At 64.6% G+C, this 24,824-nt stretch carries 21 protein-coding genes and 3 rRNA genes; 20 read left to right on the top strand and 4 right to left on the bottom strand.

All coding sequences use genetic code 11. From position 1 onward, the window contains the following. Window positions 1-50: 50 nt before the first annotated feature. The 14 genes from prfA to OG976_RS05870 all read left to right on the top strand — a co-directional run bounded on the left by prfA (window position 51) and on the right by OG976_RS05870 (window position 12,497). Window positions 51-1,109, top strand: a complete 1,059-nt coding sequence (prfA, locus tag OG976_RS05935; protein WP_328363205.1) for a peptide chain release factor 1 — start codon at window positions 51-53, stop codon at window positions 1,107-1,109. A 7-nt stretch (window positions 1,110-1,116) separates the two neighbouring features. After that, a complete protein-coding gene (gene prmC / locus OG976_RS05930; protein WP_328359176.1) occupies window positions 1,117-1,989 on the top strand; it encodes a peptide chain release factor N(5)-glutamine methyltransferase in 873 nt (290 codons plus the stop codon). Next, window positions 1,986-2,639 (top strand): L-threonylcarbamoyladenylate synthase, encoded by a 654-nt coding sequence (locus OG976_RS05925; RefSeq protein WP_328359173.1) that lies wholly within the window; start codon window positions 1,986-1,988, stop codon window positions 2,637-2,639. The genes prmC and OG976_RS05925 overlap by 4 nt, the downstream gene beginning before the upstream one ends. Window positions 2,640-2,692: 53 nt before the next feature. Continuing rightward, entirely contained in the window at window positions 2,693-3,883 is a 1,191-nt protein-coding gene (locus tag OG976_RS05920; RefSeq protein ID WP_328359170.1) for a glycosyltransferase family 4 protein, read from the top strand. Between the two features lie 234 nt (window positions 3,884-4,117). Further along, window positions 4,118-4,585: an ATP synthase subunit I gene (locus tag OG976_RS05915; protein WP_328359167.1), complete on the top strand. Its 468-nt coding sequence runs from the start codon at window positions 4,118-4,120 to the stop codon at window positions 4,583-4,585. 7 nt (window positions 4,586-4,592) lie between these two features. Continuing rightward, window positions 4,593-5,348 carry a F0F1 ATP synthase subunit A gene (gene atpB, locus OG976_RS05910; RefSeq protein ID WP_328359164.1) on the top strand — a complete coding sequence of 252 codons (756 nt, stop codon included), beginning with the start codon at window positions 4,593-4,595 and terminating at the stop codon, window positions 5,346-5,348. A gap of 71 nt (window positions 5,349-5,419) precedes the next feature. Beyond that, a complete protein-coding gene (locus tag OG976_RS05905; RefSeq protein ID WP_036343982.1) occupies window positions 5,420-5,671 on the top strand; it encodes a F0F1 ATP synthase subunit C in 252 nt (83 codons plus the stop codon). Window positions 5,672-5,676: 5 nt separating this feature from the next. After that, window positions 5,677-6,192, top strand: coding sequence for a F0F1 ATP synthase subunit B (locus tag OG976_RS05900; RefSeq protein WP_328359152.1), 516 nt, complete (start codon window positions 5,677-5,679; stop codon window positions 6,190-6,192). A 4-nt stretch (window positions 6,193-6,196) separates the two neighbouring features. Continuing rightward, on the top strand, window positions 6,197-7,528 hold the full coding sequence (locus OG976_RS05895; protein ID WP_328359149.1) for a F0F1 ATP synthase subunit B/delta: 1,332 nt from the start codon (window positions 6,197-6,199) through the stop codon (window positions 7,526-7,528). Between the two features lie 45 nt (window positions 7,529-7,573). Then, window positions 7,574-9,220, top strand: coding sequence for a F0F1 ATP synthase subunit alpha (gene atpA / locus OG976_RS05890; protein WP_328359146.1), 1,647 nt, complete (start codon window positions 7,574-7,576; stop codon window positions 9,218-9,220). A 7-nt stretch (window positions 9,221-9,227) separates the two neighbouring features. Further along, a complete protein-coding gene (locus OG976_RS05885; protein ID WP_328359143.1) occupies window positions 9,228-10,151 on the top strand; it encodes a F0F1 ATP synthase subunit gamma in 924 nt (307 codons plus the stop codon). A gap of 25 nt (window positions 10,152-10,176) precedes the next feature. Further along, window positions 10,177-11,604 carry a F0F1 ATP synthase subunit beta gene (gene atpD / locus OG976_RS05880; protein ID WP_328359140.1) on the top strand — a complete coding sequence of 476 codons (1,428 nt, stop codon included), beginning with the start codon at window positions 10,177-10,179 and terminating at the stop codon, window positions 11,602-11,604. Between the two features lie 66 nt (window positions 11,605-11,670). Further along, entirely contained in the window at window positions 11,671-12,036 is a 366-nt protein-coding gene (locus OG976_RS05875; RefSeq protein WP_328359137.1) for a F0F1 ATP synthase subunit epsilon, read from the top strand. Between the two features lie 17 nt (window positions 12,037-12,053). Then, entirely contained in the window at window positions 12,054-12,497 is a 444-nt protein-coding gene (locus OG976_RS05870) for a DUF2550 domain-containing protein (RefSeq protein ID WP_328359134.1), read from the top strand. 2 nt (window positions 12,498-12,499) lie between these two features. On the opposite strand, the gene OG976_RS05865 is transcribed toward OG976_RS05870, so the two are convergent. Beyond that, window positions 12,500-13,093 (bottom strand): cob(I)yrinic acid a,c-diamide adenosyltransferase, encoded by a 594-nt coding sequence (locus OG976_RS05865; protein WP_328359131.1) that lies wholly within the window; start codon window positions 13,091-13,093, stop codon window positions 12,500-12,502. Window positions 13,094-13,153: 60 nt separating this feature from the next. Between OG976_RS05865 and murA the strand changes: the two genes are divergently transcribed. From murA to rrf, 4 genes are all read left to right on the top strand, one after another. Continuing rightward, entirely contained in the window at window positions 13,154-14,404 is a 1,251-nt protein-coding gene (murA, locus tag OG976_RS05860; RefSeq protein ID WP_328359128.1) for a UDP-N-acetylglucosamine 1-carboxyvinyltransferase, read from the top strand. A 290-nt stretch (window positions 14,405-14,694) separates the two neighbouring features. Continuing rightward, a 16S ribosomal RNA gene (locus OG976_RS05855) occupies window positions 14,695-16,215 on the top strand. Window positions 16,216-16,606: 391 nt separating this feature from the next. Continuing rightward, a 23S ribosomal RNA gene (locus OG976_RS05850) occupies window positions 16,607-19,729 on the top strand. Between the two features lie 112 nt (window positions 19,730-19,841). Then, a 5S ribosomal RNA gene (gene rrf, locus OG976_RS05845) occupies window positions 19,842-19,955 on the top strand. The 16S, 23S and 5S rRNA genes sit together here, the layout of an rRNA operon. Window positions 19,956-20,120: 165 nt before the next feature. On the opposite strand, the gene OG976_RS05840 is transcribed toward rrf, so the two are convergent. From OG976_RS05840 to OG976_RS05830, 3 genes are all read right to left on the bottom strand, one after another. Beyond that, window positions 20,121-20,780, bottom strand: coding sequence for a GAP family protein (locus OG976_RS05840; RefSeq protein WP_328359126.1), 660 nt, complete (start codon window positions 20,778-20,780; stop codon window positions 20,121-20,123). 281 nt (window positions 20,781-21,061) lie between these two features. Further along, the gene (locus OG976_RS05835; RefSeq protein ID WP_328359123.1) at window positions 21,062-21,562 is read right to left on the bottom strand and encodes a methylated-DNA--[protein]-cysteine S-methyltransferase; all 501 of its coding nucleotides are present in this window, start codon (window positions 21,560-21,562) and stop codon (window positions 21,062-21,064) included. After that, window positions 21,559-23,052, bottom strand: a complete 1,494-nt coding sequence (locus tag OG976_RS05830; protein WP_328363201.1) for a DNA-3-methyladenine glycosylase 2 family protein — start codon at window positions 23,050-23,052, stop codon at window positions 21,559-21,561. Before OG976_RS05830 ends, OG976_RS05835 begins: the two co-directional genes overlap by 4 nt. 162 nt (window positions 23,053-23,214) lie before the next feature. Between OG976_RS05830 and OG976_RS05825 the strand changes: the two genes are divergently transcribed. Both OG976_RS05825 and OG976_RS05820 read left to right on the top strand, forming a co-directional pair. Further along, window positions 23,215-23,607 carry a Zn-ribbon domain-containing OB-fold protein gene (locus OG976_RS05825; RefSeq protein WP_328359120.1) on the top strand — a complete coding sequence of 131 codons (393 nt, stop codon included), beginning with the start codon at window positions 23,215-23,217 and terminating at the stop codon, window positions 23,605-23,607. A gap of 8 nt (window positions 23,608-23,615) precedes the next feature. Further along, the gene (locus OG976_RS05820) at window positions 23,616-24,815 is read left to right on the top strand and encodes a thiolase family protein (protein ID WP_328359118.1); all 1,200 of its coding nucleotides are present in this window, start codon (window positions 23,616-23,618) and stop codon (window positions 24,813-24,815) included. Window positions 24,816-24,824 lie beyond the last annotated feature (9 nt).

The raw sequence follows: 24,824 nt of genomic DNA, 5'->3' as shown, positions 1-24,824 counted from the left end.
TTCGGGCACAGTTGACGGTGAAGGAGGGTTGAATGGCTCAGCAAGCCGCGATGGCGATCGACACTGTCCTCGCCGAACATGCCGACCTCGAGCGTCAGCTCTCCGATCCCGAACTGCACGGCGACGCCGGTAATGCCCGACGGGTCGGGCGCCGCTTCGCGCAGCTGGCCCCGATCGTCGCGACGTACCGCAAGCTCGAAACCGCCCGTGGCGACCTCGATGCGGCGCGCGAACTGGCGGCCGAGGACGCCTCCTTCGCCGCCGAGGTCCCCGATCTGGAAGCCCGGGTCACCGAACTCGACGCACACTTGACCGACCTGCTCGCCCCCCGCGACCCGCACGACGCCGACGACATCGTCCTCGAGGTCAAGTCCGGTGAGGGTGGGGAGGAGTCGGCGCTGTTCGCCGCCGACCTCGCCCGGATGTACATCCGCTATGCCGAGCGACACGGCTGGACGGTGACGGTTCTCGACGAGACCACCAGCGATCTCGGTGGCTACAAGGACGCGACCCTGTCGATCCGCAGCAAGGCCGACACGGCCGACGGTGTGTGGTCACGACTGAAGTTCGAAGGCGGCGTGCACCGCGTGCAGCGGGTGCCGGTCACCGAATCGCAGGGCCGGGTGCATACCTCGGCGGCAGGCGTACTGGTCTACCCGGAGCCCGAGGAGGTCGAGCAGGTCGCGATCGACGAATCCGATCTGCGCATCGACGTCTACCGGTCCTCCGGCAAGGGCGGTCAGGGCGTCAACACCACCGACTCGGCGGTGCGCATCACCCACCTGCCCACCAATATCGTCGTCACCTGCCAGAACGAACGCTCCCAGCTGCAGAACAAGGCCCGCGCCATGCAGGTGCTGGCGGCGCGGTTGCAGGCGCTCGCCGAAGAGCAGGCGCAAGCCGACGCCTCGGCCGACCGCGCCAGCCAGATCCGCACCGTCGACCGCAGCGAGCGGATCCGGACCTACAACTTCCCGGAGAACCGGATCGCCGACCACCGGATCAACTTCAAGGCGCACAATCTCGACCAGGTGCTCGACGGCGATATGGATGCCCTGCTCGATGCGCTGGCCGCCGCCGACAAGCAAGCCCGGCTCCAACAGGCGTGACGGCGCAGTGACGGCCCAGCGGTATCGCCTGCGGCAGGCCATCGATGCGGCCACCGCTGTGCTCGCCGAGGCCGGGATCGACTCCGCGCGAATCGATGCCGAGTTGCTCGCCGCGCACCTGGCAGGCACCGAGCGTGGCCGGCTGGCCACCATCGACCCGCCTGGGCCGGACTTCTACCACCGCTACGACCAGGTGATCTCCCAGCGCACCCGGCGCATCCCCGTGCAGCACCTCACCGGTACCGCGGCCTTCGGGCCGCTGCAGCTGCGGGTCGGTCCCGGCGTGTTCATCCCGCGGCCCGAAACCGAGGCGTTGCTGGAATGGGCTGTGGCCCAACGATTGCCGGATGAGCCGGTGATCGTCGACCTGTGCACGGGATCGGGTGCCCTGGCCCTGGCGCTGGCCGCCGCGTGGCCGCGTGCCCGGGTCGTGGCCGTCGACGACGATCCCGCCGCGCTGGAGTACGCCCGGCGCAACACCGAGGCCACCGCCGTGCAACTGGTGTGCGCCGACGTCACCGCGGCCGGGCTGTTGCCCGAGCTGGACGGTACGGTCGACCTCGTGGTGTCCAACCCCCCTTACATCCCCGCCGGGGCGGTGCTGGAACCCGAAGTCGCCGAGCACGACCCGGCCCACGCGCTGTTCGGCGGCCCCGACGGCATGGCGGTGATCGGCCCCCTCGTCGGCCTCGCCGGCCGTTGGTTGCGCCACGGTGGGTTGCTGGCCATCGAGCATGACGACACGACATCGCAGCAGACGGTTGAAACCATCAGCCGCACTGGACTTTTCACAGCGGTCACGGCGCACCGTGACTTGGCGGGGCGGCCACGCTACGTGACGGCCCGCAGGGGCGGACCCAACATGGAGGAGTCACCATGACCCAGGTGTTCGACTGCGCAGACAGTGCCCGGCGCGCTGAGGCTGTCTCGGCGGCCGCCGCCGCGGTCAAGAGCGGCCGGCTGGTCGTCATGCCCACCGACACGGTGTACGGCCTCGGTGCCGACGCATTCGACAGCGACGCCGTCGCCGGCCTGCTCGCCGCCAAGGGCCGAGGTCGTGACATGCCGGTCGGTGTGCTGGTCGGGTCCTGGCACACCATCGAGGGGCTGGTCTACACGGTTCCGCACGCCGCGCGTGAGCTGATCCGGGCGTTCTGGCCCGGTGCGCTGAGCCTGGTGGTCCAGCAGGCCCCGTCGTTGCAGTGGGACCTCGGCGACGCCCGCGGCACCGTCATGCTGCGGATGCCGCTGCACCCGGTGGCCATCGAACTGCTCCGCGAAACCGGCCCCATGGCCGTCTCCAGTGCCAACATCTCCGGGCGCCCGCCGGCCACCACGGCCGACGAGGCCCAAAGTCAGCTGGGGGATCTGGTCCAGGTGTACCTCGACGCCGGGCCGTCGCAGCAGCAGGCCGCGTCCACCATCGTCGACCTCACCGGCGCGACTCCGCGCATCCTGCGGGAGGGTCCGATCAGCGCCCAGGCCGTCGCCGACGTTCTCGGTGTCGATGTCAGCTCCCTGACCGCCTGACCGCCTGATCGGCACGTCGTCGGCCACAGCTTGGTGCAGTACGGTTTGTCCAAATGTCCAGCGGAACCGAAGTCCTTCTCGCACTGTCGGACCGCGGTGCCGGTGTCCCGTTGCGGGAGTTGGCACTCGTCGGCCTGACAGCGGCGATCATCACCTATTTCGCGACCGGGTGGGTGCGCGCGCTGGCCACTCGAGCCGGCGCGCTGGCCTATCCCCGCGAGCGTGATGTCCACACCCGGCCGACTCCCCGGATGGGCGGGCTGGCGATGTACCTCGGCGTGGTCGCCGCGGTCTTCCTCGCCTCCCAGCTGCCCGCGCTGACGCGCGGTTTCATCTATTCGTCGGGGATGCCCGCGGTGGTCGTCGCCGGCGGCCTGATCATGGTCATCGGTCTGATCGACGACCGCTGGGGTCTGGACGCGCTGACCAAGTTCGCCGGCCAGATCACCGCTGCCAGCGTGCTCGTCACCATGGGGGTGGCGTGGAGCGTCCTCTACATCCCCTTCGGTGGTGTGGGCACCATCGTGCTCGACCAGGTCTCGTCGATCCTGCTCACGCTGGCGCTGACCGTCTCGATCGTCAATGCGATGAACTTCGTCGACGGGCTCGACGGGCTCGCCGCCGGCCTCGGGTTGATCACCGCCTCGGCCATCTGCATCTTCTCCGTCGGACTGCTGCGCGACCACGGTGGCGATGTGCTGTTCTATCCGCCCGCCGTGATCTCGGTGGTGCTTGCGGGGGCCTGCCTGGGCTTCCTGCCGCACAACTTCTACCGGGCCAAGATCTTCATGGGCGACTCCGGCTCGATGCTGATCGGGCTGATGCTCGCCGCCGCGTCGACCACCGCGGCGGGCCCGATCTCGCAGAGTGCATACGGCGCCCGGGACGTCTTCGCGTTGTTGTCGCCGTTCCTGTTGGTGGTGGCGGTGATGTTCGTTCCCGCCCTCGACATGCTGCTGGCGATCGTGCGGCGCACCAGGGCGGGGCAGAGCCCGTTCAGTCCCGACAAGATGCACCTGCACCACCGGTTGCTGCAGATCGGCCATTCGCACCGGCGCGTGGTGCTGTTGATCTACCTGTGGGTCGGCATCGTCGCCCTCGGTGCGGCGAGCACGATCTTCTTCGATCCGCGCTACACCGGGGCGGTGATGCTGGCCGCGATCGTGGTGGCCGTCGTCGTCACTTTGATCCCGCTGCTGCGCCGCGGAGACGACGCCTACGACGGTCTTTACGACGCGGAGTAGTAGACGTGTTTAGTGCCGTCTACCATGTGGTACGGTGCTGGCAGAACCCGAAAGAAACCTCGCGGGTTGCCGGCCCCCGGCCCGTCGGATTCACCTCCGATGAGCCGCTTCATGACCGACAAAGGGAGCTGCCCCTTGGGTGATTCCAGTGCGCCTATCGCCGTCCGATACGCTCGGCGGGCCACCTGAGAATCGCTCGGACAGCTCTCGACAACGCAAGATTGAGGTGAACCTGTGACGACACCAGCGCACGATGCGCCGTTGGTGTTTCCGTCCGTTGCCTTCCGGCCCGTTCGGCTGCTTGCGATCTGCTGCGCTCTGACCGTCCTGGCTGTCGGTCTGGCCGCGCTCACCGGCCACATCATGTACGGCGTGTTCTTCGGTGTCGGGCTCGCTCTCGGTCTGCTCAACGCCGTCCTTGTCCAGCGTTCGGTGGAGTCGATCACCGCAGGCGACCATCCGCTCAAGCGCAAGATGGCGCTGAACTCCGCCACCCGGCTGCTGATCATCAGCGCCATCGGCCTGGCGATCGCGTTCTCGTTCCGGCCGACGGGCCTCGGGGTGCTGTTCGGGTTGGCGTTGTTCCAGGTTTTGCTTGTTTTGAGTACTGCGCTGCCCGTGTGGAAGAAGATTCGCACGGGTGAAGACAGTGACGTTGTAGCCGCGGGGTCGGGCACCCCCGAAGAAGCATCGAAGGATTGAGCACACCATGAGTGAACGGATCCTGGCCGAGGGCGCCATCGAGGTCGGTCATCACACCCAGGCCACCTGGCTCGGGATGACGGTGAACGTCGACACGATCCTGGCCACCGCGGTCGCCGCCGTCATCGTGATCGCGTTGGCGTTCTTCCTGCGGGCCAAGGTCACCTCGACCGGTGTACCCAGCGGTGTCCAGCTGTTCTGGGAGGCGCTGACCACCCAGATGCGCGGCCAGATCGAGCAGGCCATCGGCATGAAGGTCGCGCCGTTCGTGCTGCCCCTGGCCGTCGCGCTGTTCGTCTTCATCCTCATCGCGAACTGGATCTCGGTGCTGCCGGTGCAGTACGGCACTGCTGACGGCGGAACCCACGAGCTGCTCAAGCCGCCCGCCGCCGACATCAACTTCGTGCTCGCGCTCGCGCTGTTCGTGTTCCTCTGCTACCACGCCGCCGGTATCTGGCGCCGCGGTCTGCTGGGTCACCCGGTCAAGCTGCTCAAGGGCCACGTCGCGTTCCTGGCACCGATCAACCTGGTCGAGGAAATCGCCAAGCCGATCTCGCTGTCACTCCGACTTTTCGGCAACATCTTCGCCGGCGGCATCATGGTCGCGCTGATCGCGCTGTTCCCGCCGTACATCATGTGGGCGCCGAACGCCATCTGGAAAACGTTCGACCTCTTCGTCGGCCTCATCCAGGCGTTCATCTTCGCCCTGCTGACAATCCTGTACTTCAGCCAGTCCATGGAACTGGATGAGGAGCACCACTAAAAAGACGTGTTCGACCCCCGAACCACCCACAGCCTGGTAGGAGTCCTACCAGCAATCAAGGAGGATAGAGAATGGCAGACCCCCAAATCGTCATGGGCGCCCTCATCGGCGGCGGCCTCATTCTGGGCGGCGGCGCCATCGGCGCCGGTATCGGTGACGGCATCGCCGGCAACGCCCTGATCTCCGGCATCGCCCGCCAGCCTGAGGCCCAGGGCCGCCTCTTCACCCCGTTCTTCATCACCGTTGGTCTGGTGGAGGCGGCGTACTTCATCAACCTGGCGTTCATGGCGTTGTTCGTCTTCGCCACCCCCGGCGCCTCCTAGCCGGCATGGGGGAGCACAGCGTCACCTTGTTGGCGGCTGAGGAAGGCGGCGGCACGTCGAACTTCCTCATCCCCAACGGCACCTTCTTCTTCGTGCTGGCCATCTTCTTGATCGTGCTGGGCGTGATCGGCAAGTTCGTCGTACCGCCGATCCAGAAGGTGCTCGGTGAGCGCGAGGCGATGGTCGTCAAGACCACCGAGGACAACCGCAAGGCCACCGAGCAGGAAGCCGCCGCCGACTCCGACTACCAGAAGGAGTTGCAGTCGGCTCGTACCGAGGCCGCGGGTATCCGCGACGAGGCTCGGGCCGAGGGTCGCAAGATCCTCGACGAGATGCGCGGCCGCGCCAGCGAAGAGGCAGCGGGCACGCTCGCGCAGGCGTCCGAGCAGCTCAAGCTGCAAAGCGATGCGATCTCGGCGGAGCTGAGGTCCTCGGTGGAAGCCCTCTCGAGCACCCTGGCCAGCCGGGTCCTCGGTGTCGAGGTGTCCACTACGGCGGCGTCGACGGCGTCGGGACGGTAGGAGAATGTCAACCTTCATCGGACAGCTCATCGGCTTCCTGGTCATCATCTGGATCATCTGGCGCTACGTGGCGCCGCCGGTGCGCCGCATGATGACCAACCAGCAGGACGCGGTGCGCAACCAGCTCGCCGAGAGCGCCACGGCGGCCACCCGACTGGCTGATGCCGACAAGCATCACGCGGAGCGGATCGCCGAGGCCAAGGCCGAAGCCAAGCACATCGTCGAAGAGGCGCGTACGGATTCCGTGCGCATCGCCGAGCAGCTTCGCGCGCAGGCTGACGTCGAGGTCGAGAGGATCAAAGTCCAAGGTGGACAGCAGGTTGCGCTGTTGCGCACCCAGTTGATCCGCCAGCTCCGTTCGGAGCTGGGTGCCGAGTCGATCCGCCGTGCGGGCGATCTGGTGCGTGCTCACATCGCCGATCCTCAGGCACAGTCGGCGACCATCGACCGCTTCCTCGATGAGCTCGATTCGATGGCACCGGCGGCGTTCACGCCCGAGGTCTCCTCGGATCTTCGTTCGGCAAGCCGGGATGCGCAGACCGCGGTGGTGTCGAAGTTCGACGCCGTCTCGTCCGGGCTGTCCGGTGACGCGCTGTCGACGTTGTCCGACGAGTTGGCTTCGGTCGCCGGACTGCTTGTCGCCGAGCCGATCCTGGCTCGGCACCTCGCCGAGGCAACCGGTGAGGTAGAGGCAAAGAAGCAACTGCTTGCGCGCCTGCTGGCCGGCAAGGTCGGTGACACCACGCTCGGCTTGCTCGATTCCGCGGTGTCCGTGCGGTGGTCGCGGACCTCTGACTTGGTCGACGTCGTCGAGCATGTCGCACGGCTGAGCCTGCTGGTCCGTGCGGAGCGGGACAACCAGGCTGACGATGTCGAGGAACAGCTGTTCCGGTTCAGCCGCATCCTCGACGAACGGCCGCAGCTGACATCGCTGCTCAGCGACTTCGCCAAGCCCGCGCAGGCTCGTGCCGACCTGGTTCGGTCGCTCATGAGCCAGGAGCACGGCGCCAACCCGACCGCGACGGCATTGCTGACTCAGACCGTGGGTCTACTTCGCGGCGAGCGTGCCGACGAGGCGGTACTGGGGCTTGCTCAGTTGGCGGTCGCCCGCCGCGGCGAGATCGTCGCTCAGGTGAACGCGGCAACCGATCTCAGCGATGCCCAGCGCACCCGCCTCACCCAGGTGCTCACCCGGATTTACAACCACCCAGTTTCGGTGCAGCTGAACATCGATCCCGACGTGCTGGGCGGCCTTTCGGTCGCCGTCGGCGACGAGGTGATCGACGGAACGCTGTCCTCGCGGCTGGCCGCAGCAGTCACCAAGCTGCCCGACTAGCACGACCACCCCAGACCCAGAACAAAGGCAGGAAGACGAAAAGCCATGGCAGAGTTGACAATCTCGGCTGACGACATCCAGGGCGCCATCCAGGATTACGTCTCTAGCTTCGAGGCGGACACCGGGCGCGAAGAGATCGGCACCGTTATCGATGCCGGTGACGGCATCGCCCACGTCGAGGGCCTGCCCTCGGTGATGACCCAGGAGCTGCTGGAGTTCCCCGGCGGCGTGCTGGGTGTGGCGCTCAACCTCGACGAGCACAGCGTCGGCGCGGTCATCCTCGGAGACTTCGAGAAGATCGAAGAGGGGCAGCAGGTCAAGCGGACCGGCGAGGTGCTCTCGGTACCCGTCGGTGATGCGTTCCTCGGACGCGTCGTCAACCCGCTCGGCCAGCCGATCGACGCCCAGGGCGACATCGAGGCCGAGACCCGGCGCGTGCTCGAGCTGCAGGCGCCCTCGGTGGTGCAGCGCCAGAGTGTCAGCGAGCCGCTGCAGACCGGTATCAAGGCCATCGACGCCATGACGCCCATCGGCCGCGGACAGCGCCAGCTGATCATCGGTGACCGCAAGACCGGCAAGACCGCCGTCTGTGTCGACACCATCCTGAACCAGCGCGAGGCGTGGGAGACAGGCGATCCCAAGCAGCAGGTGCGCTGCGTGTACGTCGCGATCGGCCAGAAGGGCTCGACCATCGCCAGCGTCAAGCGGGCGCTGGAGGAGGGCGGGGCGATGGAGTACACCACCATCGTCGCCGCCCCGGCATCTGATGCTGCCGGCTTCAAATGGCTGGCGCCCTACACGGGTTCGGCCATCGGCCAGCACTGGATGTACGCCGGTAAGCACGTGCTGATCGTGTTCGACGACCTGACCAAGCAGGCCGAGGCGTACCGCGCCATCTCGCTGCTGCTGCGTCGCCCGCCGGGCCGCGAGGCGTACCCGGGTGACGTCTTCTACCTGCACTCGCGCCTGCTGGAGCGTTGCGGCAAGCTGTCCGACGAACTCGGCGGCGGTTCGATGACCGGCCTGCCGATCATCGAGACCAAGGCCAACGACATCTCGGCCTACATCCCGACCAACGTCATCTCGATCACCGACGGTCAGTGCTTCCTGGAATCCGACTTGTTCAACCAGGGTGTGCGCCCGGCCGTCAACGTCGGTGTGTCGGTGTCGCGCGTCGGTGGCGCAGCCCAGATCAAGGCGATGAAGGAAGTGGCGGGCAGTCTGCGTCTGGATCTGTCGCAGTACCGCGAGCTGGAGGCGTTCGCCGCCTTCGCCTCGGATCTGGATGCGGCCTCCAAGGCTCAGCTCGATCGCGGTGTGCGCCTGGTCGAGTTGCTCAAGCAGCCGCAGTACAGCCCGCTCGCGGTCGAGGATCAGGTCGTGGCGATCTTCCTCGGCACCCAGGGCCACCTGGATTCTGTTCCGGCCGAGGATGTCTCGCGCTTCGAGTCCGATTTCCTGGAGCATGTCAAGGCCAGCCACTCCGACATCCTGACCGGCATCAAGGAGACCAAGAAGCTCTCCGAGGAGCTCGAGGAGAAGCTGGTCTCGGTGATCGCCGACTTCAAGAAGGGCTTCCTGACCACCGACGGCAGCTCGGTGGTGGTCGACGATTCCACTGAGGCGCTCGATCCGGAGGACCTGGAGAAGGAATCGGTCAAGGTCCGCAAGCCGGCGCCCAAGAAGGCCTAGGTAACCAATGGCAGCCACACTGCGCGAACTACGCGGACGTATCAAATCCGCCTCGTCGATCAAGAAGATCACGAAGGCTCAGGAGCTGATCGCCACGTCGCGGATCGCCAAGGCGCAGGCCCGGGTCGATGCGGCCCGGCCCTACGCCGCCCAGATCACCAGCATGCTCACCGAGCTGGCCGGCGCGAGCGCGCTGGATCATCCGCTGCTCGTCGAGCGGCCGGAGCCCAAGCGGGCCGGTGTGCTGGTGGTGTCCTCGGACCGTGGTCTGTGCGGCGGTTACAACGCCAACGTGCTGCGCCGGGCGGAGGAGCTGTTCGCGCTGCTGCGTGACCAGGGCAAGACGCCCGTCGTCTATGTCGTTGGCCGTAAAGCGCTGGGGTACTACAGCTTCCGGCAGCGCAAGGTCATCGAGTCGTGGGCCGGCTTCTCCGAGCGGCCGACCTACGACGACGCCAAGCGGATCGCCGACACCCTGGTGACGGCGTTCTTGTCCGGTGCCGACGACGACGGCGACGATGCCGGCGCTGACGGCATCCTCGGTGTCGACGAGCTGCACATCGTGTCCACCGAGTTCCGGTCGATGCTCTCGCAGACCGCCCAGGCTTTGCGGATCGCGCCGATGGTCGTCGAGTACGTCGGCGAGGCCGAGACCGGCCCGCACACCCTGTACTCGTTCGAACCGGACGCCGAGACGCTGTTCGACTCGTTGCTGCCCCGCTACGTCGCGACACGCGTGTACGCGGCGTTGCTGGAGGCGGCCGCGTCGGAGTCGGCATCTCGGCGCCGGGCCATGAAGTCGGCGACCGACAACGCCGACGAACTGATCAAGGGGCTCACGCTGGCGGCCAACCGCGAACGTCAGGCCCAGATCACCCAGGAAATCAGCGAAATCGTCGGTGGCGCCAACGCGCTGGCCGACGCGAAATAGTCCACGTAGGGAAGCGAAGAGGATAATGACTGCTACCGCAGAGAAGACCGCCGGACGGGTTGTCCGCATCACCGGCCCCGTGGTGGACGTGGAGTTCCCGCGTGGCTCGGTACCCGAACTGTTCAACGCGCTAAACGCCGAGATTTCCTACGGCGCGCTGGCCAAGACCCTGACACTGGAGGTCGCCCAGCACCTCGGCGACAGCCTGGTGCGCTGCGTCTCGATGCAGCCGACCGACGGCCTGGTCCGCGGCGTGGAGGTCACCGACACCGGCGCCTCCATCTCGGTGCCGGTCGGTGACGGCGTCAAGGGCCACGTGTTCAACGCGCTCGGCGACTGCCTCGACGAGCCGGGCTACGGCAAGGACTTCGACCACTGGTCGATCCACCGCAAGCCGCCGGCATTCGCCGACCTCGAGCCCCGTACCGAGATGCTCGAGACCGGTCTGAAGGTCGTCGACCTGCTCACCCCGTACGTGCGCGGTGGCAAGATCGCCCTGTTCGGTGGTGCCGGCGTGGGTAAGACGGTGCTCATCCAGGAGATGATCAACCGCATCGCCCGCAACTTCGGTGGTACCTCGGTGTTCGCCGGCGTGGGGGAGCGCACCCGCGAGGGCAACGACCTGTGGGTCGAGCTCGCCGACGCCAACGTGCTCAAGGACACCGCCTTGGTATTCGGGCAGATGGACGAGCCGCCGGGCACCCGTATGCGCGTCGCCCTCTCGGCGCTGACCATGGCCGAGTACTTCCGCGACGAGCAGGGCCAGGACGTGCTGCTGTTCATCGACAACATCTTCCGGTTCACCCAGGCCGGCTCGGAGGTGTCGACCCTGCTGGGCCGCATGCCCTCCGCGGTGGGTTACCAGCCGACCCTGGCCGACGAGATGGGCGAGCTCCAGGAGCGCATCACCTCGACCCGCGGCCGTTCGATCACCTCGATGCAGGCCGTGTACGTGCCCGCCGACGACTACACCGACCCGGCACCGGCAACGACCTTCGCCCACCTCGACGCCACCACTGAGCTCTCGCGTGCGGTGTTCTCGAAGGGCATCTTCCCCGCGGTGGACCCGCTGGCGTCGAGCTCGACGATCCTGCACCCCAGCGTCGTCGGTGACGAGCACTACCGCGTCGCCCAGGAAGTCATCCGAATCCTGCAGCGCTACAAGGATCTCCAGGACATCATCGCGATTCTCGGTATCGACGAGTTGTCCGAAGAGGACAAGGTGCTGGTCTACCGGGCGCGCAAGATCGAGCGCTTCCTGAGCCAGAACATGATGGCGGCCGAGCAGTTCACCGGTCAGCCCGGCTCGACGGTGCCGCTGAAGGAGACCATCGAGGCGTTCGACAAGCTGGCCAAGGGCGAGTTCGATCACCTGCCCGAGCAGGCGTTCTTCCTCATCGGTGGGCTCGACGACCTGGCGAAGAAGGCCGAAAGCCTCGGCGCCAAGCTGTGATGAGCGCTTGCGCGAAGAACATCGGGCTCGAGATGAGCGGGACTGCAAGCCGAAAGGTGATGTGAGATGGCCGAATTGGACGTCGACATCGTCGCCGTTGAGCGCAAGATTTGGTCGGGGAAGGCGAGTTTCGTCTTCACCCGCACCACATCGGGCGAGATCGGCATTCTGCCTCGGCACATTCCGTTGGTCGCCCAGTTGGTCGACGACGCGATGGTCAGGGTCGAGCGTGAGGGCGAGGACGATCTGCGGATTGCCGTTGACGGTGGCTACCTGTCGGTGACTGAAGCCGGTGTGACCATCCTCGCTGAGTCTGCGGAGTTCGAGTCCGAGATCGACGCCGAAGCCGCCAAAGCGGATGCCGCCAGCGACGATCCCGAGACCGCCGCTCGCGGCAGGGCTCGGCTGCGGGCCGTCGGCCAACTCGACTAGACCGGGGCCAGCGACCGATGAGCGCGCCGACGATTGTCATGGCCGCGCTCAGCACTGTGCTGTTGCTCGTCGTCGTCGCACTGAGCTACCGGCTGTGGAAGCTGCGCCAGGGCGGTACCGCCGCGATCCTGCGCGACATTCCCGCGGTCGGCGGCCACGGCTGGCGGCACGGGGTGGTCCGTTATCGCGGTGACGAGGCTCGGTTCTATCGGCTGTCGTCGCTGCGCTGGTGGCCGGACCGCAGGCTGGGCCGCCCCGGGCTGGAGATCATCTCCCGACGTGGGCCGCGCGGCGACGAGTTCGACATCATGACCGAAGAGATCGTGGTGCTCGAACTCCACGACATCACCGCCGAACGACGCCGCGGCTATGAGATTGCCCTGGACCGGGGCGCGTTGACGGCGTTCCTGTCCTGGGTCGAGTCCCGGCCGTCGCCGCGGTCGAGACGCCGGGCCGTCTGACGCTAGGTCGTCTGTGGCCGCTCGGCGTTGGCCCCACCCGGCTGCCAGAGCACGTCGCCGTCGGGATTGGCCACCCGCGACAGGATGAACAGCAGGTCCGAGAGCCGGTTGAGATAGCGGGCCGGCAGCGGACTCACCGTGTCGGGGTAGGCCTTCACCGCGACCCAGGCGGAACGTTCGGCGCGCCGTGTCACGGTGCGCGCCACGTGCAGCAGGGCTGAGAGTGCCGTGCCGCCGGGCAGGATGAACGAGTTCAGCGCCGGCAGGTCCTCGTTGTAGTGGTCGCACCATGCTTCGAGGCGCTCGACGTAGGGCGCGGTGATGCGAAGCGGCGGGTACTCGGGGTTCTCGACGACCGGCGTCGACAGGTCGGCACCCGCGTCGAACAGGTCGTTCTGGATCTGCACCAGGACCTTGCGCAAACCTTCGTCGGGCTGCCCGACGGCCACCGCCACGCCGAGCGCCGCGTTGGCCTCGTCGCAGTCCGCGTAGGCGATCAGGCGCGGATCGCTCTTCTCCACGCGTGAGAAATCACTCAGCCCGGACGTCCCGTCGTCACCGGTACGGGTATAGATGCGGGTCAGGTGAACTGCCATAGCGCAACGGTACCGGCGGTCGTCCCGGTCAACAGTGTTGGCTCCACTAAACTCGGCCACGTGGGCGAACGTTTCGTGGTGACCGGCGGCAACCGGCTGTCTGGTGAGGTCGCGGTAGGCGGCGCCAAGAACAGCGTCCTGAAGCTGATGGCCGCCAGCCTGCTGGCCGAGGGCACCACGACGATCACCAATTGCCCCGACATTCTCGACGTCCCGCTGATGGCCGAGGTCCTGCGTGGTCTGGGCGCCAATGTGGAGCTCGACGGTTCGGTCGTGCGGATCACGTCTCCCGACGAGCCCAAGTACGACGCCGACTTCGCCGCCGTGCGGCAGTTCCGCGCGTCGGTCTGCGTGCTTGGTCCGTTGGTGGGTCGGTGCAAGCGGGCCAGGGTGGCGCTGCCCGGCGGTGACGCGATCGGCTCGCGCCCGCTCGACATGCACCAGTCGGGCCTGCGTCAGCTCGGGGCCGAGTGCAACATCGAGCACGGCTGCGTCGTCGCCTCGGCCGACCATCTGCGCGGCGCCGAGATCCAGCTGGAGTTTCCGTCCGTCGGTGCCACCGAGAACATCCTGATGGCCGCGGTCCTCGCGGAGGGCGTGACCACGATCCACAATGCCGCGCGGGAACCCGACGTGGTCGACCTGTGCGAGATGCTGAACCAGATGGGCGCCCAAGTCGAGGGTGCCGGGACCTCGACGTTGACGATCAACGGGGTGCCCAAGCTGCATCCGACCGAACATCGGGTGATCGGTGACCGGATCGTCGCAGCGACATGGGGTATCGCTGCGGCGATGACCCGCGGTGACATCTCGGTCACCGGTGTGGATCCGGCCCATCTTCAGTTGGTGCTGCACAAGTTGCACGACACCGGTGCGACGGTCACGCAGAGCGATGACGGGTTCCGCATCGTCCAGTACGACCGCCCGAAGGCCTGCAACGTGGCGACACTGCCGTTCCCCGGCTTCCCGACCGACCTGCAGCCGATGGCGATCGCGCTGGCGTCGATCGCTGACGGAACGTCGATGATCACCGAGAACGTCTTCGAGGCGCGCTTCCGGTTTGTCGAGGAGATGATCCGGCTCGGGGCCGACGCGCGGACCGACGGCCACCACGCGGTAGTGCGCGGTCTGCCGCAGCTCTCCAGTGCGCCGGTGTGGTGCTCGGATATCCGGGCCGGTGCTGGGTTGGTGCTGGCCGGCCTGGTCGCCGACGGCGAAACCGAAGTTCACGACGTGTTTCACATCGACCGCGGCTACCCGTTGTTCGTCGAGAATCTGGTCCGACTTGGCGGAGAGATCGAACGCGTGTAATGTAGGCGGTCGGCCAGCTGCGCTGGACCCCAGCAATGGGATAGCAGCAGCAATTTGACGGCCGACTCTAAGATGAAGTAAGCTGGCAGGGTTGCCTGCTCGCGGGTTTCATTGCGGGTGTGTTGTTTGAGAACTCAATAGTGTGTTTGGTGGTTTTTGTTTGTTGTTTTTTGTCATGTTCTGGCACCCCCGTGTTGGGATGTGATGTTTGTTGATGCCAGTTTTTGGTGTCTTTTTGTTAGGTCAGATTTTTCTGATTCGAATTCACCTGTCTTTGGATGGGTTGTTTTTGTTTGGAGAGTTTGATTCTGGCTCAGGACGAACGCTGGCGGCGTGCTTAACACATGCAAGTCGAACGGTAAGGCCCTTCGGGGTACACGAGTGGCGAACGGGTGAGTAACACGTGGGTGATCTGCCCTGCACTTTGGGATAAGCCTGGGAAACTGGGTCTAATACCGAATACACCCTGCTGGTCGCATGGCCTGGTGGGGGAAAGCTTTTGCGGTGTGGGATGGGCCCGCGGCCTATCAGCTTGTTGGTGGGGTGATGGCCTACCAAGGCGACGACGGGTAGCCGGCCTGAGAGGGTGTCCGGCCACACTGGGACTGAGATACGGCCCAGACTCCTACGGGAGGCAGCAGTGGGGAATATTGCACAATGGGCGCAAGCCTGATGCAGCGACGCCGCGTGAGGGATGACGGCCTTCGGGTTGTAAACCTCTTTCAGTAGGGACGAAGCGCAAGTGACGGTACCTATAGAAGAAGGACCGGCCAACTACGTGCCAGCAGCCGCGGTAATACGTAGGGTCCGAGCGTTGTCCGGAATTACTGGGCGTAAAGAGCTCGTAGGTGGTTTGTCGCGTTGTTCGTGAAAACTCACAGCTCAACTGTGGGCGTGCGGGCGATACGGGCAGACTGGAGTACTGCAGGGGAGACTGGAATTCCTGGTGTAGCGGTGGAATGCGCAGATATCAGGAGGAACACCGGTGGCGAAGGCGGGTCTCTGGGCAGTAACTGACGCTGAGGAGCGAAAGCGTGGGGAGCGAACAGGATTAGATACCCTGGTAGTCCACGCCGTAAACGGTGGGTACTAGGTGTGGGTTTCCTTCCTTGGGATCCGTGCCGTAGCTAACGCATTAAGTACCCCGCCTGGGGAGTACGGCCGCAAGGCTAAAACTCAAAGAAATTGACGGGGGCCCGCACAAGCGGCGGAGCATGTGGATTAATTCGATGCAACGCGAAGAACCTTACCTGGGTTTGACATGCACAGGACGTGCCTAGAGATAGGTATTCCCTTGTGGCCTGTGTGCAGGTGGTGCATGGCTGTCGTCAGCTCGTGTCGTGAGATGTTGGGTTAAGTCCCGCAACGAGCGCAACCCCTATCTTATGTTGCCAGCGCGTGATGGCGGGGACTCGTAAGAGACTGCCGGGGTCAACTCGGAGGAAGGTGGGGATGACGTCAAGTCATCATGCCCCTTATGTCCAGGGCTTCACACATGCTACAATGGCCGGTACAAAGGGCTGCGAATCCGTGAGGTGGAGCGAATCCCTTGAAAGCCGGTCTCAGTTCGGATCGGGGTCTGCAACTCGACCCCGTGAAGTCGGAGTCGCTAGTAATCGCAGATCAGCAACGCTGCGGTGAATACGTTCCCGGGCCTTGTACACACCGCCCGTCACGTCATGAAAGTCGGTAACACCCGAAGCCGGTGGCCTAACCCGTAAGGGAGGGAGCCGTCGAAGGTGGGATCGGCGATTGGGACGAAGTCGTAACAAGGTAGCCGTACCGGAAGGTGCGGCTGGATCACCTCCTTTCTAAGGAGCACCACGAGACTGCGCCCCGCCCACATCGTGTGGGGGTTCGGTGAGTGCAGCGATTCGTTGGATGGGCCTGGCCTGTAGTGGGTTTCAGGTTCTGGTGCACGACAAGCAAAGTTGTTCAGGGCGGGGTTTTTACCCTGGCTGCTGCCAAACACACTGTTGGGCTTTGAGACAACAAGCCTGTGCCCCGGTTGCGGGGTGGCCTCACGTTGGTGGGGTCGGAGTGTTGTTGCCTCACTTTGGTGGTGGGGTGTGGTGTTTGATTTGTGGATAGTGGTTGCGAGCATCTAGCACGCACGAATGGTGGCGCCGGCCCTTTGGGGTGGGTGTTGCGTTGGTGTGTGTTGATGTGCAATTTTTCCTAATCTCATTTTTGGTTTTATGTTTGTAAGTGTTTAAGGGCGCATGGTGGATGCCTTGGCACTGGGAGCCGATGAAGGACGTGGGAGGCTGCGAAATGCCTCGGGGAGCTGCCAACCTAGCGTTGATCCGAGGATGTCCGAATGGGGAAACCCGGCACGAGTGATGTCGTGTCACCCAACGCTGAATATATAGGCGTTGGGGGGGAACGCGGGGAAGTGAAACATCTCAGTACCCGTAGGAAGAGAAAACAATTGTGATTCCGTGAGTAGTGGCGAGCGAAAGCGGAGGATGGCTAAACCGTGCATATGTGATACCCGGCAGGGGTTGTGTGTGCGGTGTTGTGGGGCCTATCTTCTCAGATCTGCCGGTCTGGGCTGCAGTGAGAAAAGAACGTGTTAGTCGAAGTGACCTGGGATGGTCTGCCGTAGCGGGTGAGAGCCCCGTAGACGAAAACATGTTCTCTGTGGTGATGGGTTCCCGAGTAGCAGCGGGCCCGTGAAATCTGCTGTGAATCTGCCGGGACCACCCGGTAAGCCTGAATACTTCCCAGTGACCGATAGCGGATTAGTACCGTGAGGGAATGGTGAAAAGTACCCCGGGAGGGGAGTGAAATAGTACCTGAAACCGTGTGCCTACAATCCGTCAGAGCCTTCGTGTTAAAGCGTGGGGTGATGGCGTGCCTTTTGAAGAATGAGCCTGCGAGTCAGGGACATGTCGCGAGGTTAACCCGTGTGGGGTAGCCGTAGCGAAAGCGAGTCTGAATAGGGCGTATCCACACAACAGTGTGTGGTGTAGTGGTGTGTTCTGGACCCGAAGCGGAGTGATCTACCCATGGCCAGGGTGAAGCGCGGGTAAGACCGCGTGGAGGCCCGAACCCACTTAGGTTGAAGACTGAGGGGATGAGTTGTGGGTAGGGGTGAAAGGCCAATCAAACTCCGTGATAGCTGGTTCTCCCCGAAATGCATTTAGGTGCAGCGTCGCGTGTTTCTTACCGGAGGTAGAGCTACTGGATGGCCGATGGGCCCCACAGGGTTACTGACGTCAGCCAAACTCCGAATGCCGGTAAGTCCAAGAACGCGGCAGTGAGACGGCGGGGGATAAGCTCCGTGCGTCGAGAGGGAAACAGCCCAGATCGCCGGCTAAGGCCCCTAAGCGTGTGCTAAGTGGAAAAGGATGTGCAGTCGCAGAGACAACCAGGAGGTTGGCTTAGAAGCAGCCACCCTTGAAAGAGTGCGTAATAGCTCACTGGTCAAGTGATTGTGCGCCGATAATGTAGCGGGGCTCAAGCACACCGCCGAAGCCGCGGCAACGTATTTATACGTTGGGTAGGGGAGCGTCCTGCATCCAGTGAAGCAGCCTAGTGATGGAGCTGTGGAGGGTGTGGGAGTGAGAATGCAGGCATGAGTAGCGATAAGGCAAGTGAGAACCTTGCCCGCCGAAAGACCAAGGGTTCCTGGGCCAGGCCAGTCCTCCCAGGGTGAGTCGGGACCTAAGGCGAGGCCGACAGGCGTAGTCGATGGACAACGGGTTGATATTCCCGTACCCGTGTGTGCGCGCCCATGATGAATCAGAGGTACTAACCGCCCAAAACCGTCGTTACCGATCACCTTCGGGTGTGAGGATTGGCGGGGCTGCGCGGGACCTTCTCTGGTAGTAGTCAAGCGATGGGGTGACGCAGGAAGGTAGCCGTACCAGTCAGTGGTAATACTGGGGCAAGCCTGTAGGGCGACATCTAGGCAAATCCGGATGTCATGTGCCTGAGAGGTGATGCATAGCCGAGTGAGGCGAATTCGGTGATCCTCAGCTGCCGAGAAAAGCCTCTAGCGAGCACACACACGGCCCGTACCCCAAACCGACACAGGTGGTCAGGTAGAGAATACCAAGGCGTACGAGTGAACTATGGTTAAGGAACTCGGCAAAATACCCCCGTAACTTCGGGAGAAGGGGGACCTCCTACTGTCATGGCCCACGCGGCCGGCAGCGGTGGGGGGTGGCACAAACCAGTGAGAAGCGACTGTTTACTAAAAACACAGGTCCGTGCGAAGTCGCAAGACGATGTATACGGACTGACGCCTGCCCGGTGCTGGAAGGTTAAGAGGACCCGTTAACCCTTTGGGGTGAAGCGGAGAATTTAAGCCCCAGTAAACGGCGGTGGTAACTATAACCATCCTAAGGTAGCGAAATTCCTTGTCGGGTAAGTTCCGACCTGCACGAATGGCGTAACGACTTCTCAACTGTCTCAACCATAGACTCGGCGAAATTGCACTACGAGTAAAGATGCTCGTTACGCGCGGCAGGACGAAAAGACCCCGGGACCTTCACTATAGCTTGGTATTGGCGTTCGATACGGTTTGTGTAGGATAGGTGGGAGACTATGAAGCGGTCACGCTAGTGATCGTGGAGTCGTTGTTGAAATACCACTCTGATCGTATTGGACTTCTAACTTCGAACCGTATATCCGGTTCAGGGACAGTGCCTGGTGGGTAGTTTAACTGGGGCGGTTGCCTCCTAAAATGTAACGGAGGCGCCCAAAGGTTCCCTCAACCTGGACGGCAATCAGGTGTTGAGTGCAAGTGCACAAGGGAGCTTGACTGCGAGACGTACATGTCAAGCAGGGACGAAAGTCGGGACTAGTGATCCGGCACCCCCGAGTGGAAGGGGTGTCGCTCAACGGATAAAAGGTACCCCGGGGATAACAGGCTGATCTTCCCCAAGAGTCCATATCGACGGGATGGTTTGGCACCTCGATGTCGGCTCGTCGCATCCTGGGGCTGGAGCAGGTCCCAAGGGTTGGGCTGTTCGCCCATTAAAGCGGCACGCGAGCTGGGTTTAGAACGTCGTGAGACAGTTCGGTCTCTATCCGCCGCGCGCGTCAGAAGCTTGAGGAAAGCTGTCCCTAGTACGAGAGGACCGGGACGGACGAACCTCTGGTCCACCAGTTGTCACACCAGTGGCACCGCTGGATAGCCACGTTCGGACAGGATAACCGCTGAAAGCATCTAAGCGGGAAACCTTCTCCAAGACCAGGCTTCTCACCCATTAAGTGGGATAAGGCCCCCCGCAGACCACGGGATCGATAGACCAGACCTGCACACCTAGCAATAGGTTTAGGGAACTGGCACTAACCGGCCGAAAACTTACAACAACCAACAAACCACGATTGTTGTAGGAAAAACCTCGCAACCACACACCACGCAAACCACTACACCCCACCACCAAAACACACAGATTTACACTCACAAACGAGTGAATAAAGTTACGGCGGCCATAGCGGCAGGGAAACGCCCGGACCCATCCCGAACCCGGAAGCTAAGCCTGCCAGCGCCGATGATACTACCCAACCCGGGTGGAAAAGTAGGACACCGCCGAACACAATTTAAGTCCTGGGCCCCCCAATTTCGATTGGGGGGCCCAGGCATTTGTGCATTCGAGGTGTTATATGTCGTGCTGAAGCTATTCCGATAGCGCACTAAGTGATGCGGAGAATGGCCGCCGACCGATCCAAATGCTAATGAATACCTATTTGATTTCTATTCTCAGAGCGCGCCGGCACCTGAATACACCAACGCGCCGCCCACCAGGCCGAGAACAACGACGGTCAGTACCCGCTGTCGTCGCTGCATCCAGTCGCGGAATGACGCCAGGAAACTGTCGATCCGATGGGTCCAGACTGCGTAGCCGAGAATCGGCACCGCCGCAGTCGAGCCGCCGGCGAGTGTGAAGAACGTGACCGCCGCAGCGATTCCGGCATTACTCAAGGGCGCTGAACCGATGAGGTAGCCCCCCGCCGCGCATGCCGCAACGACTTTGATGTTGATCACCGTCAGGGCCACCCCGGTGACTGCGGCACTCAGCGGGGTGATCCGCTTGATGCGGCTCACCCAGCGGGGGTTTTCGACCGTCGTAAGCGATTGGCGCCAATAGACGACTGCGCCCCCAAGGGCGAGCAGTCCCAAGGCGATCCGCAGCCAGCCCGTCCACGCCGGCGCCGGCCCTTCCAGTTTCTGCACCAGCTGGGGCACCTGGAGGAACGCCACCGTGATGGCGGCCTTACCCGCCAGCCAGCCCGCAATGAACGCCAGCCCAACCGGCCGCGGCCGTTCGCTGTGCACCACCAGTGCAACAGCGGGGAGGACGGTGAAGGGTGACAGAGCCACCACAGCGGCCAGCGCCGTGAGCTCGCCAAGAAGCGGCAACCATCCGTGCCACATTGTGTTTCGTCGCCTCCCGGCTTCGGGTCGCACTCCAACTGCAGCCGTACAGCGACGATTGCATCGCTACGGCGACACGCCACAGGCCAGCGTCAACGTAGCATCGCAGCCCCGCGCCGCGATGATCCAACGACCGGTCCCGGTCGGCCGCGCGCCCCGCTGATCAGGCCGTGAACTGCAGGATCGGTGTGTCATGTGGATAGCGGCCGAATTGTTCTCGGCGAGTGAAAGTTGCACGGCCAAGAGAGTCACGGCGACCGATCGGCTCAGTCGAACAGGGTGGCCGATTCTCGAACCCGCTCCAACGCCAACAGCTGGCGCTTGCGGTCCAGCCCGCCCCCGTATCCGGTCAGCCCTCCGGCGGCGCCGATGACGCGGTGGCAGGGCACGATGATGCCAATGGGATTGCGCCCGTTCGCCAATCCGACAGCGCGGGAAGCCGCCGGCGATCCGATCTGCTCGGCGATCTCTCCGTACGAGCGGGTCTGGCCGTAGGGGATGGTGCGCAGCGCCGCCCATACCTTCCGCTGGAACTCCGTGCCGCCCAGATACAGGTCAACGTCGAACTCGGTGAGCTCACCGGCGAAGTACGCCGCCAGCTGCTCGACGGCCTCGGGGAAGGCGGCATCGTCGGCGTCAACCCAGCTCGACCGGTCGGGTTCGTGCGTCTGGTCGACCATGCGCAGGTGCATCAGGGTCGAGTCGGCGCCGGCCAGCGTCAGCGGACCGACCGGGCTGTCGATGATCCGGAATCGCAAACTGGTCATGGCGTCGTCTCCTTCGGGGGCCAATGGTTGACCGAATGGTCGAGGGTGGTCCATAGATGTTGAGCTGCGTAGGCCCGCCATGGTCGCCAGCGGACACTGTGGGCGGACAGGGCTCGGGCATCGGCGGGGATGCCGAGCTGCTCGGCGGCCAGGCGCACACCCAGGTCGGTGGCCGGAAACGCATCCGGGTCGCCCAGTCCCCGCATGGCCACGATCTCGGCTGTCCAGGGCCCGATACCGGGCACCGCCAGCAGTTGTGTGCGGGCCCTTTCCCAGTCGCACCCGGGGTCCAGAACCACCTCACCGGCTGCCAGCGCCGCGACAAGGGCGATCAGTGAACGCCGGCGGGCAGCAGGCACAGCCAGATGATCGGGGTCGATCTCGGCGAGCTCGTCGACGGTGGGAAAGGTGTGGGTGAGGCCACCCGCCGGGTCGGTCACCGCGCTGCCGTAGGCCGACACCAGCCGGCCGGCATGGGTGCGGGCGGCCTTCGTCGACACCTGTTGGCCGAGCACCGCCCGCACCGCCAGCTCCTGCTCGTCGACCGTGCGGGGGATCCGCTGCCCCGGGGACTTGCTGACCACGTCCCGAAGATCCGTGTCGGTGCTGAGGGCTTCGATCACGGCCTCGGGGTCGGCGTCGAGATCCAGCAGCCGGCGGCAGCGGGCGATCGCCGTCGCAAGGTCGCGGATGTTCTCCAGCACCAGCGTGCACGCGACATGATCGGGCCGCGGCCTCAGGCTGACGATGCCGTACCCCGACGGCAGACGCAGGGTGCGGCGGAACGCACCGTCACGCACCTCTTCGCACCCGGGCACAGCGCTGGCCGCCAGATGCCCGAACACTCCCTCGTAGGCAAACGGCGCACGCACCGGCAAGCGCAGGCTGAGCACCTGACCGCCCGGTGCGATGTCCTGTCCCCGACGGCGGGCGGCGTTGTGCCGCAACTGGGTTGGCGTCATATCGCAGGCAGTCCGCACGGTGTCGTTGAACTGCCGGATGCTGGCGAACCCGGCGGCGAAGGCGATGTCGCTGAACGGCATCTCGGTGGTCTCGATGAGCACCCGCGCGGTCTGAACCCGCTGCGCCCGGGCCATCGCCAGCGGCCCGGCGCCGACCTCGGCCTGCAGCATGCGTTCCATCTGGCGGGCGGTGTAGCCCACCCGCGCCGCCAGTCCGGTGACCCCCTCGCGGTCGACAACCCCGTCGCCGATCAGGCGCATGGCCCGTGCGACGGCGTCGCCACGGGCATTCCACTGCGGCGATCCCGGTGAGGCGTCGGGCCGGCACCTTTTGCAGGCCCGGAACCCGGCCCGCTGCGCGGCAGCCGCACTGGGATAGAACCGCACGTTGCGGGCCAGCGGAAGCCGTACCGGACAACTGGGCCTGCAGTAGATACCCGTCGTCAGCACAGCGGTGACGAACCAGCCGTCGAACCGGGAGTCCCTGGATTGGACGGCCCGGTAGCAGCGGTCGAAATCGTCGTGCACAGATCGACCCTTGCACGCCGGCACCGACAGCACTAGCGGAAAACCGACATCGTGGACGAGGGCTGAAAGTGCCATTCCGGGGATTGCCTGCACGCAGCGGCCGGCGGCGGACCGGGCAGCCATATGATCAGAGTCCCTCATCGACGAGCGCGAAGGAGTGCCGTGCAGCGCGTACCTCTGGTGGACTACCTCGTGCTCGAGGACGGACCCCATCTCGTCGCCAATGAATGCACCAACTGCGGCGCCCGCTATTTCGACCGGCGCAGCGGGTGTGCGAACTGCAGCGGGCGGGAGTTCCGCCACGTGCGGATCTCCGACACCGGCACGCTGCGGACGTTCACGATCGTCAGCTTCGCCGCCGAAGGAGTGCAGGTGCCGTTCGTGGCCGGCGTCGTGGACTGCGACGGCACAAGTGTGCGCGCCAACATCGTCAACGTGCCGCCGGACCCCGAGCACGTGACAACCGGCATGAAGGTGCGGCTGACCACTGTGCCCGTTGGCGTGGATCAGTCCGGTGTGGAAGCGGTCGGATTCGGCTTCGAGCCGGCGGAGTAGGAGTCACCATGGCTGACAACGTGTGGATCCTGGGCATCTACATGACCAAGTTCGGCAAGCACAAAGATGCCGACATCCTCGATCTCGGTTCGGAGGCCGCCTTCGGCGCGCTGGCCGACGCCGGGGTGTCGATCGCCGACATCGGCGTCATCGGTGCCGGAAACCTCATGGGCGCACCAGGTTTCGGCCAGACGCTGCAGAAGCAGATCGGCCAGACGGGTGTGCCGGTCTTCAACGTGAACAACGCCTGCGCCACCGGGGCGACCGCGCTGCGGGTGGCGGTGATGGCGATCAAGGCGGGTGAAACCGACATGGGTCTGGCCGTCGGTGTCGAGAAGCTCGCCGGTGCGGGCCTGCTCACCGGCAATGCCCGGGCCGCGGAAGGCGGCCAATGGGTGCGCGAGGGCCGCTTCGGTGCCGTCGCTCCGCTCGACGGCCGGGTCGGCACCGAAACCATGCCGGGAGTGTTCGCCCAGATCGGGTTGGAGTACGGCCACCGCTACGGCGGCGCGGACTTCGAGCTGTTCGCCTCGATCTCGGAGAAGAACCACGCGCATTCGACACTGAACCCCAAGGCGGCCTACCAGAAGCGCTTCACCCTCGACGAGATCATGAACGACCTGATGATCGCCTACCCGAACACCCGGCCGATGTGCTCGGCCAACTGTGACGGTGCGGCCGCGGCGGTCGTGGTCAGCGAGACCAAACTACGCACCCTCTCGCTCGAGCAGCAGCGTCGCGCCGTCAAGATCAGCGCCTCGATCCTGACCTCCGATCCCTACCAGGAGGCCTGCCAGATGCTGCCCGACGTCAACACGTTGACCCGGCAAGCCGCCACCCAGGCCTACGAGCAGGCCGGAATCGGGCCGCAGGATCTGGACCTGGTCGAACTCCACGACTGCTTCGCCACTGCCGAACTCGTGCACTACGACAATCTGCAGCTGTGTGAACCCGGTGGCGCGGTGGACTTCTTCAAGTCCGGTGCCCCGTGGCGCGACGGCAGGATGCCGGTCAACGTCTCCGGCGGACTGGAGTCCAAGGGCCATCCGGTCTCGGCCACCGGCATCGCCAACATCTGGGAGATCGCCACCCACCTGCGCGGCGAGGCGGGCGAACGCCAGATCGAGGGCGCGAAGGTCGGCTTGGCGCACGTCATCGGCCTCGGCTCGGCCTGCGGCATCCACGTTCTGGAGAAGTCGGCGCTCTAGCAGCCGGCG

It is taken from the genome of Mycobacterium sp. NBC_00419 (assembly GCF_036023875.1).
Classification (GTDB): Bacteria; Actinomycetota; Actinomycetes; order Mycobacteriales; family Mycobacteriaceae; genus Mycobacterium.
This window is presented reverse-complemented; position numbering and strand designations above follow the sequence as displayed.

Excerpts from the sequence above, each read along its gene's own strand:
- OG976_RS05820 (WP_328359118.1), top strand. The coding sequence starts at position 23,616 with ATGGCTGACAACGTGTGGATCCTGGGCATCTACATGACCAAGTTCGGC.
- OG976_RS05895 (WP_328359149.1), top strand. The coding sequence starts at position 6,197 with ATGTCAACCTTCATCGGACAGCTCATCGGCTTCCTGGTCATCATCTGG.
- OG976_RS05905 (WP_036343982.1), top strand. The coding sequence starts at position 5,420 with ATGGCAGACCCCCAAATCGTCATGGGCGCCCTCATCGGCGGCGGCCTC.
- atpA (WP_328359146.1), top strand. The coding sequence starts at position 7,574 with ATGGCAGAGTTGACAATCTCGGCTGACGACATCCAGGGCGCCATCCAG.
- prfA (WP_328363205.1), top strand. The coding sequence starts at position 51 with ATGGCGATCGACACTGTCCTCGCCGAACATGCCGACCTCGAGCGTCAG.
- atpD (WP_328359140.1), top strand. The coding sequence starts at position 10,177 with ATGACTGCTACCGCAGAGAAGACCGCCGGACGGGTTGTCCGCATCACC.
- OG976_RS05870 (WP_328359134.1), top strand. The coding sequence starts at position 12,054 with ATGAGCGCGCCGACGATTGTCATGGCCGCGCTCAGCACTGTGCTGTTG.
- OG976_RS05875 (WP_328359137.1), top strand. The coding sequence starts at position 11,671 with ATGGCCGAATTGGACGTCGACATCGTCGCCGTTGAGCGCAAGATTTGG.
- OG976_RS05885 (WP_328359143.1), top strand. The coding sequence starts at position 9,228 with ATGGCAGCCACACTGCGCGAACTACGCGGACGTATCAAATCCGCCTCG.
- OG976_RS05900 (WP_328359152.1), top strand. The coding sequence starts at position 5,677 with ATGGGGGAGCACAGCGTCACCTTGTTGGCGGCTGAGGAAGGCGGCGGC.
- atpB (WP_328359164.1), top strand. The coding sequence starts at position 4,593 with ATGAGTGAACGGATCCTGGCCGAGGGCGCCATCGAGGTCGGTCATCAC.
- OG976_RS05920 (WP_328359170.1), top strand. The coding sequence starts at position 2,693 with ATGTCCAGCGGAACCGAAGTCCTTCTCGCACTGTCGGACCGCGGTGCC.
- OG976_RS05925 (WP_328359173.1), top strand. The coding sequence starts at position 1,986 with ATGACCCAGGTGTTCGACTGCGCAGACAGTGCCCGGCGCGCTGAGGCT.
- OG976_RS05865 (WP_328359131.1), bottom strand. The coding sequence starts at position 13,093 with ATGGCAGTTCACCTGACCCGCATCTATACCCGTACCGGTGACGACGGG.
- OG976_RS05835 (WP_328359123.1), bottom strand. The coding sequence starts at position 21,562 with ATGACCAGTTTGCGATTCCGGATCATCGACAGCCCGGTCGGTCCGCTG.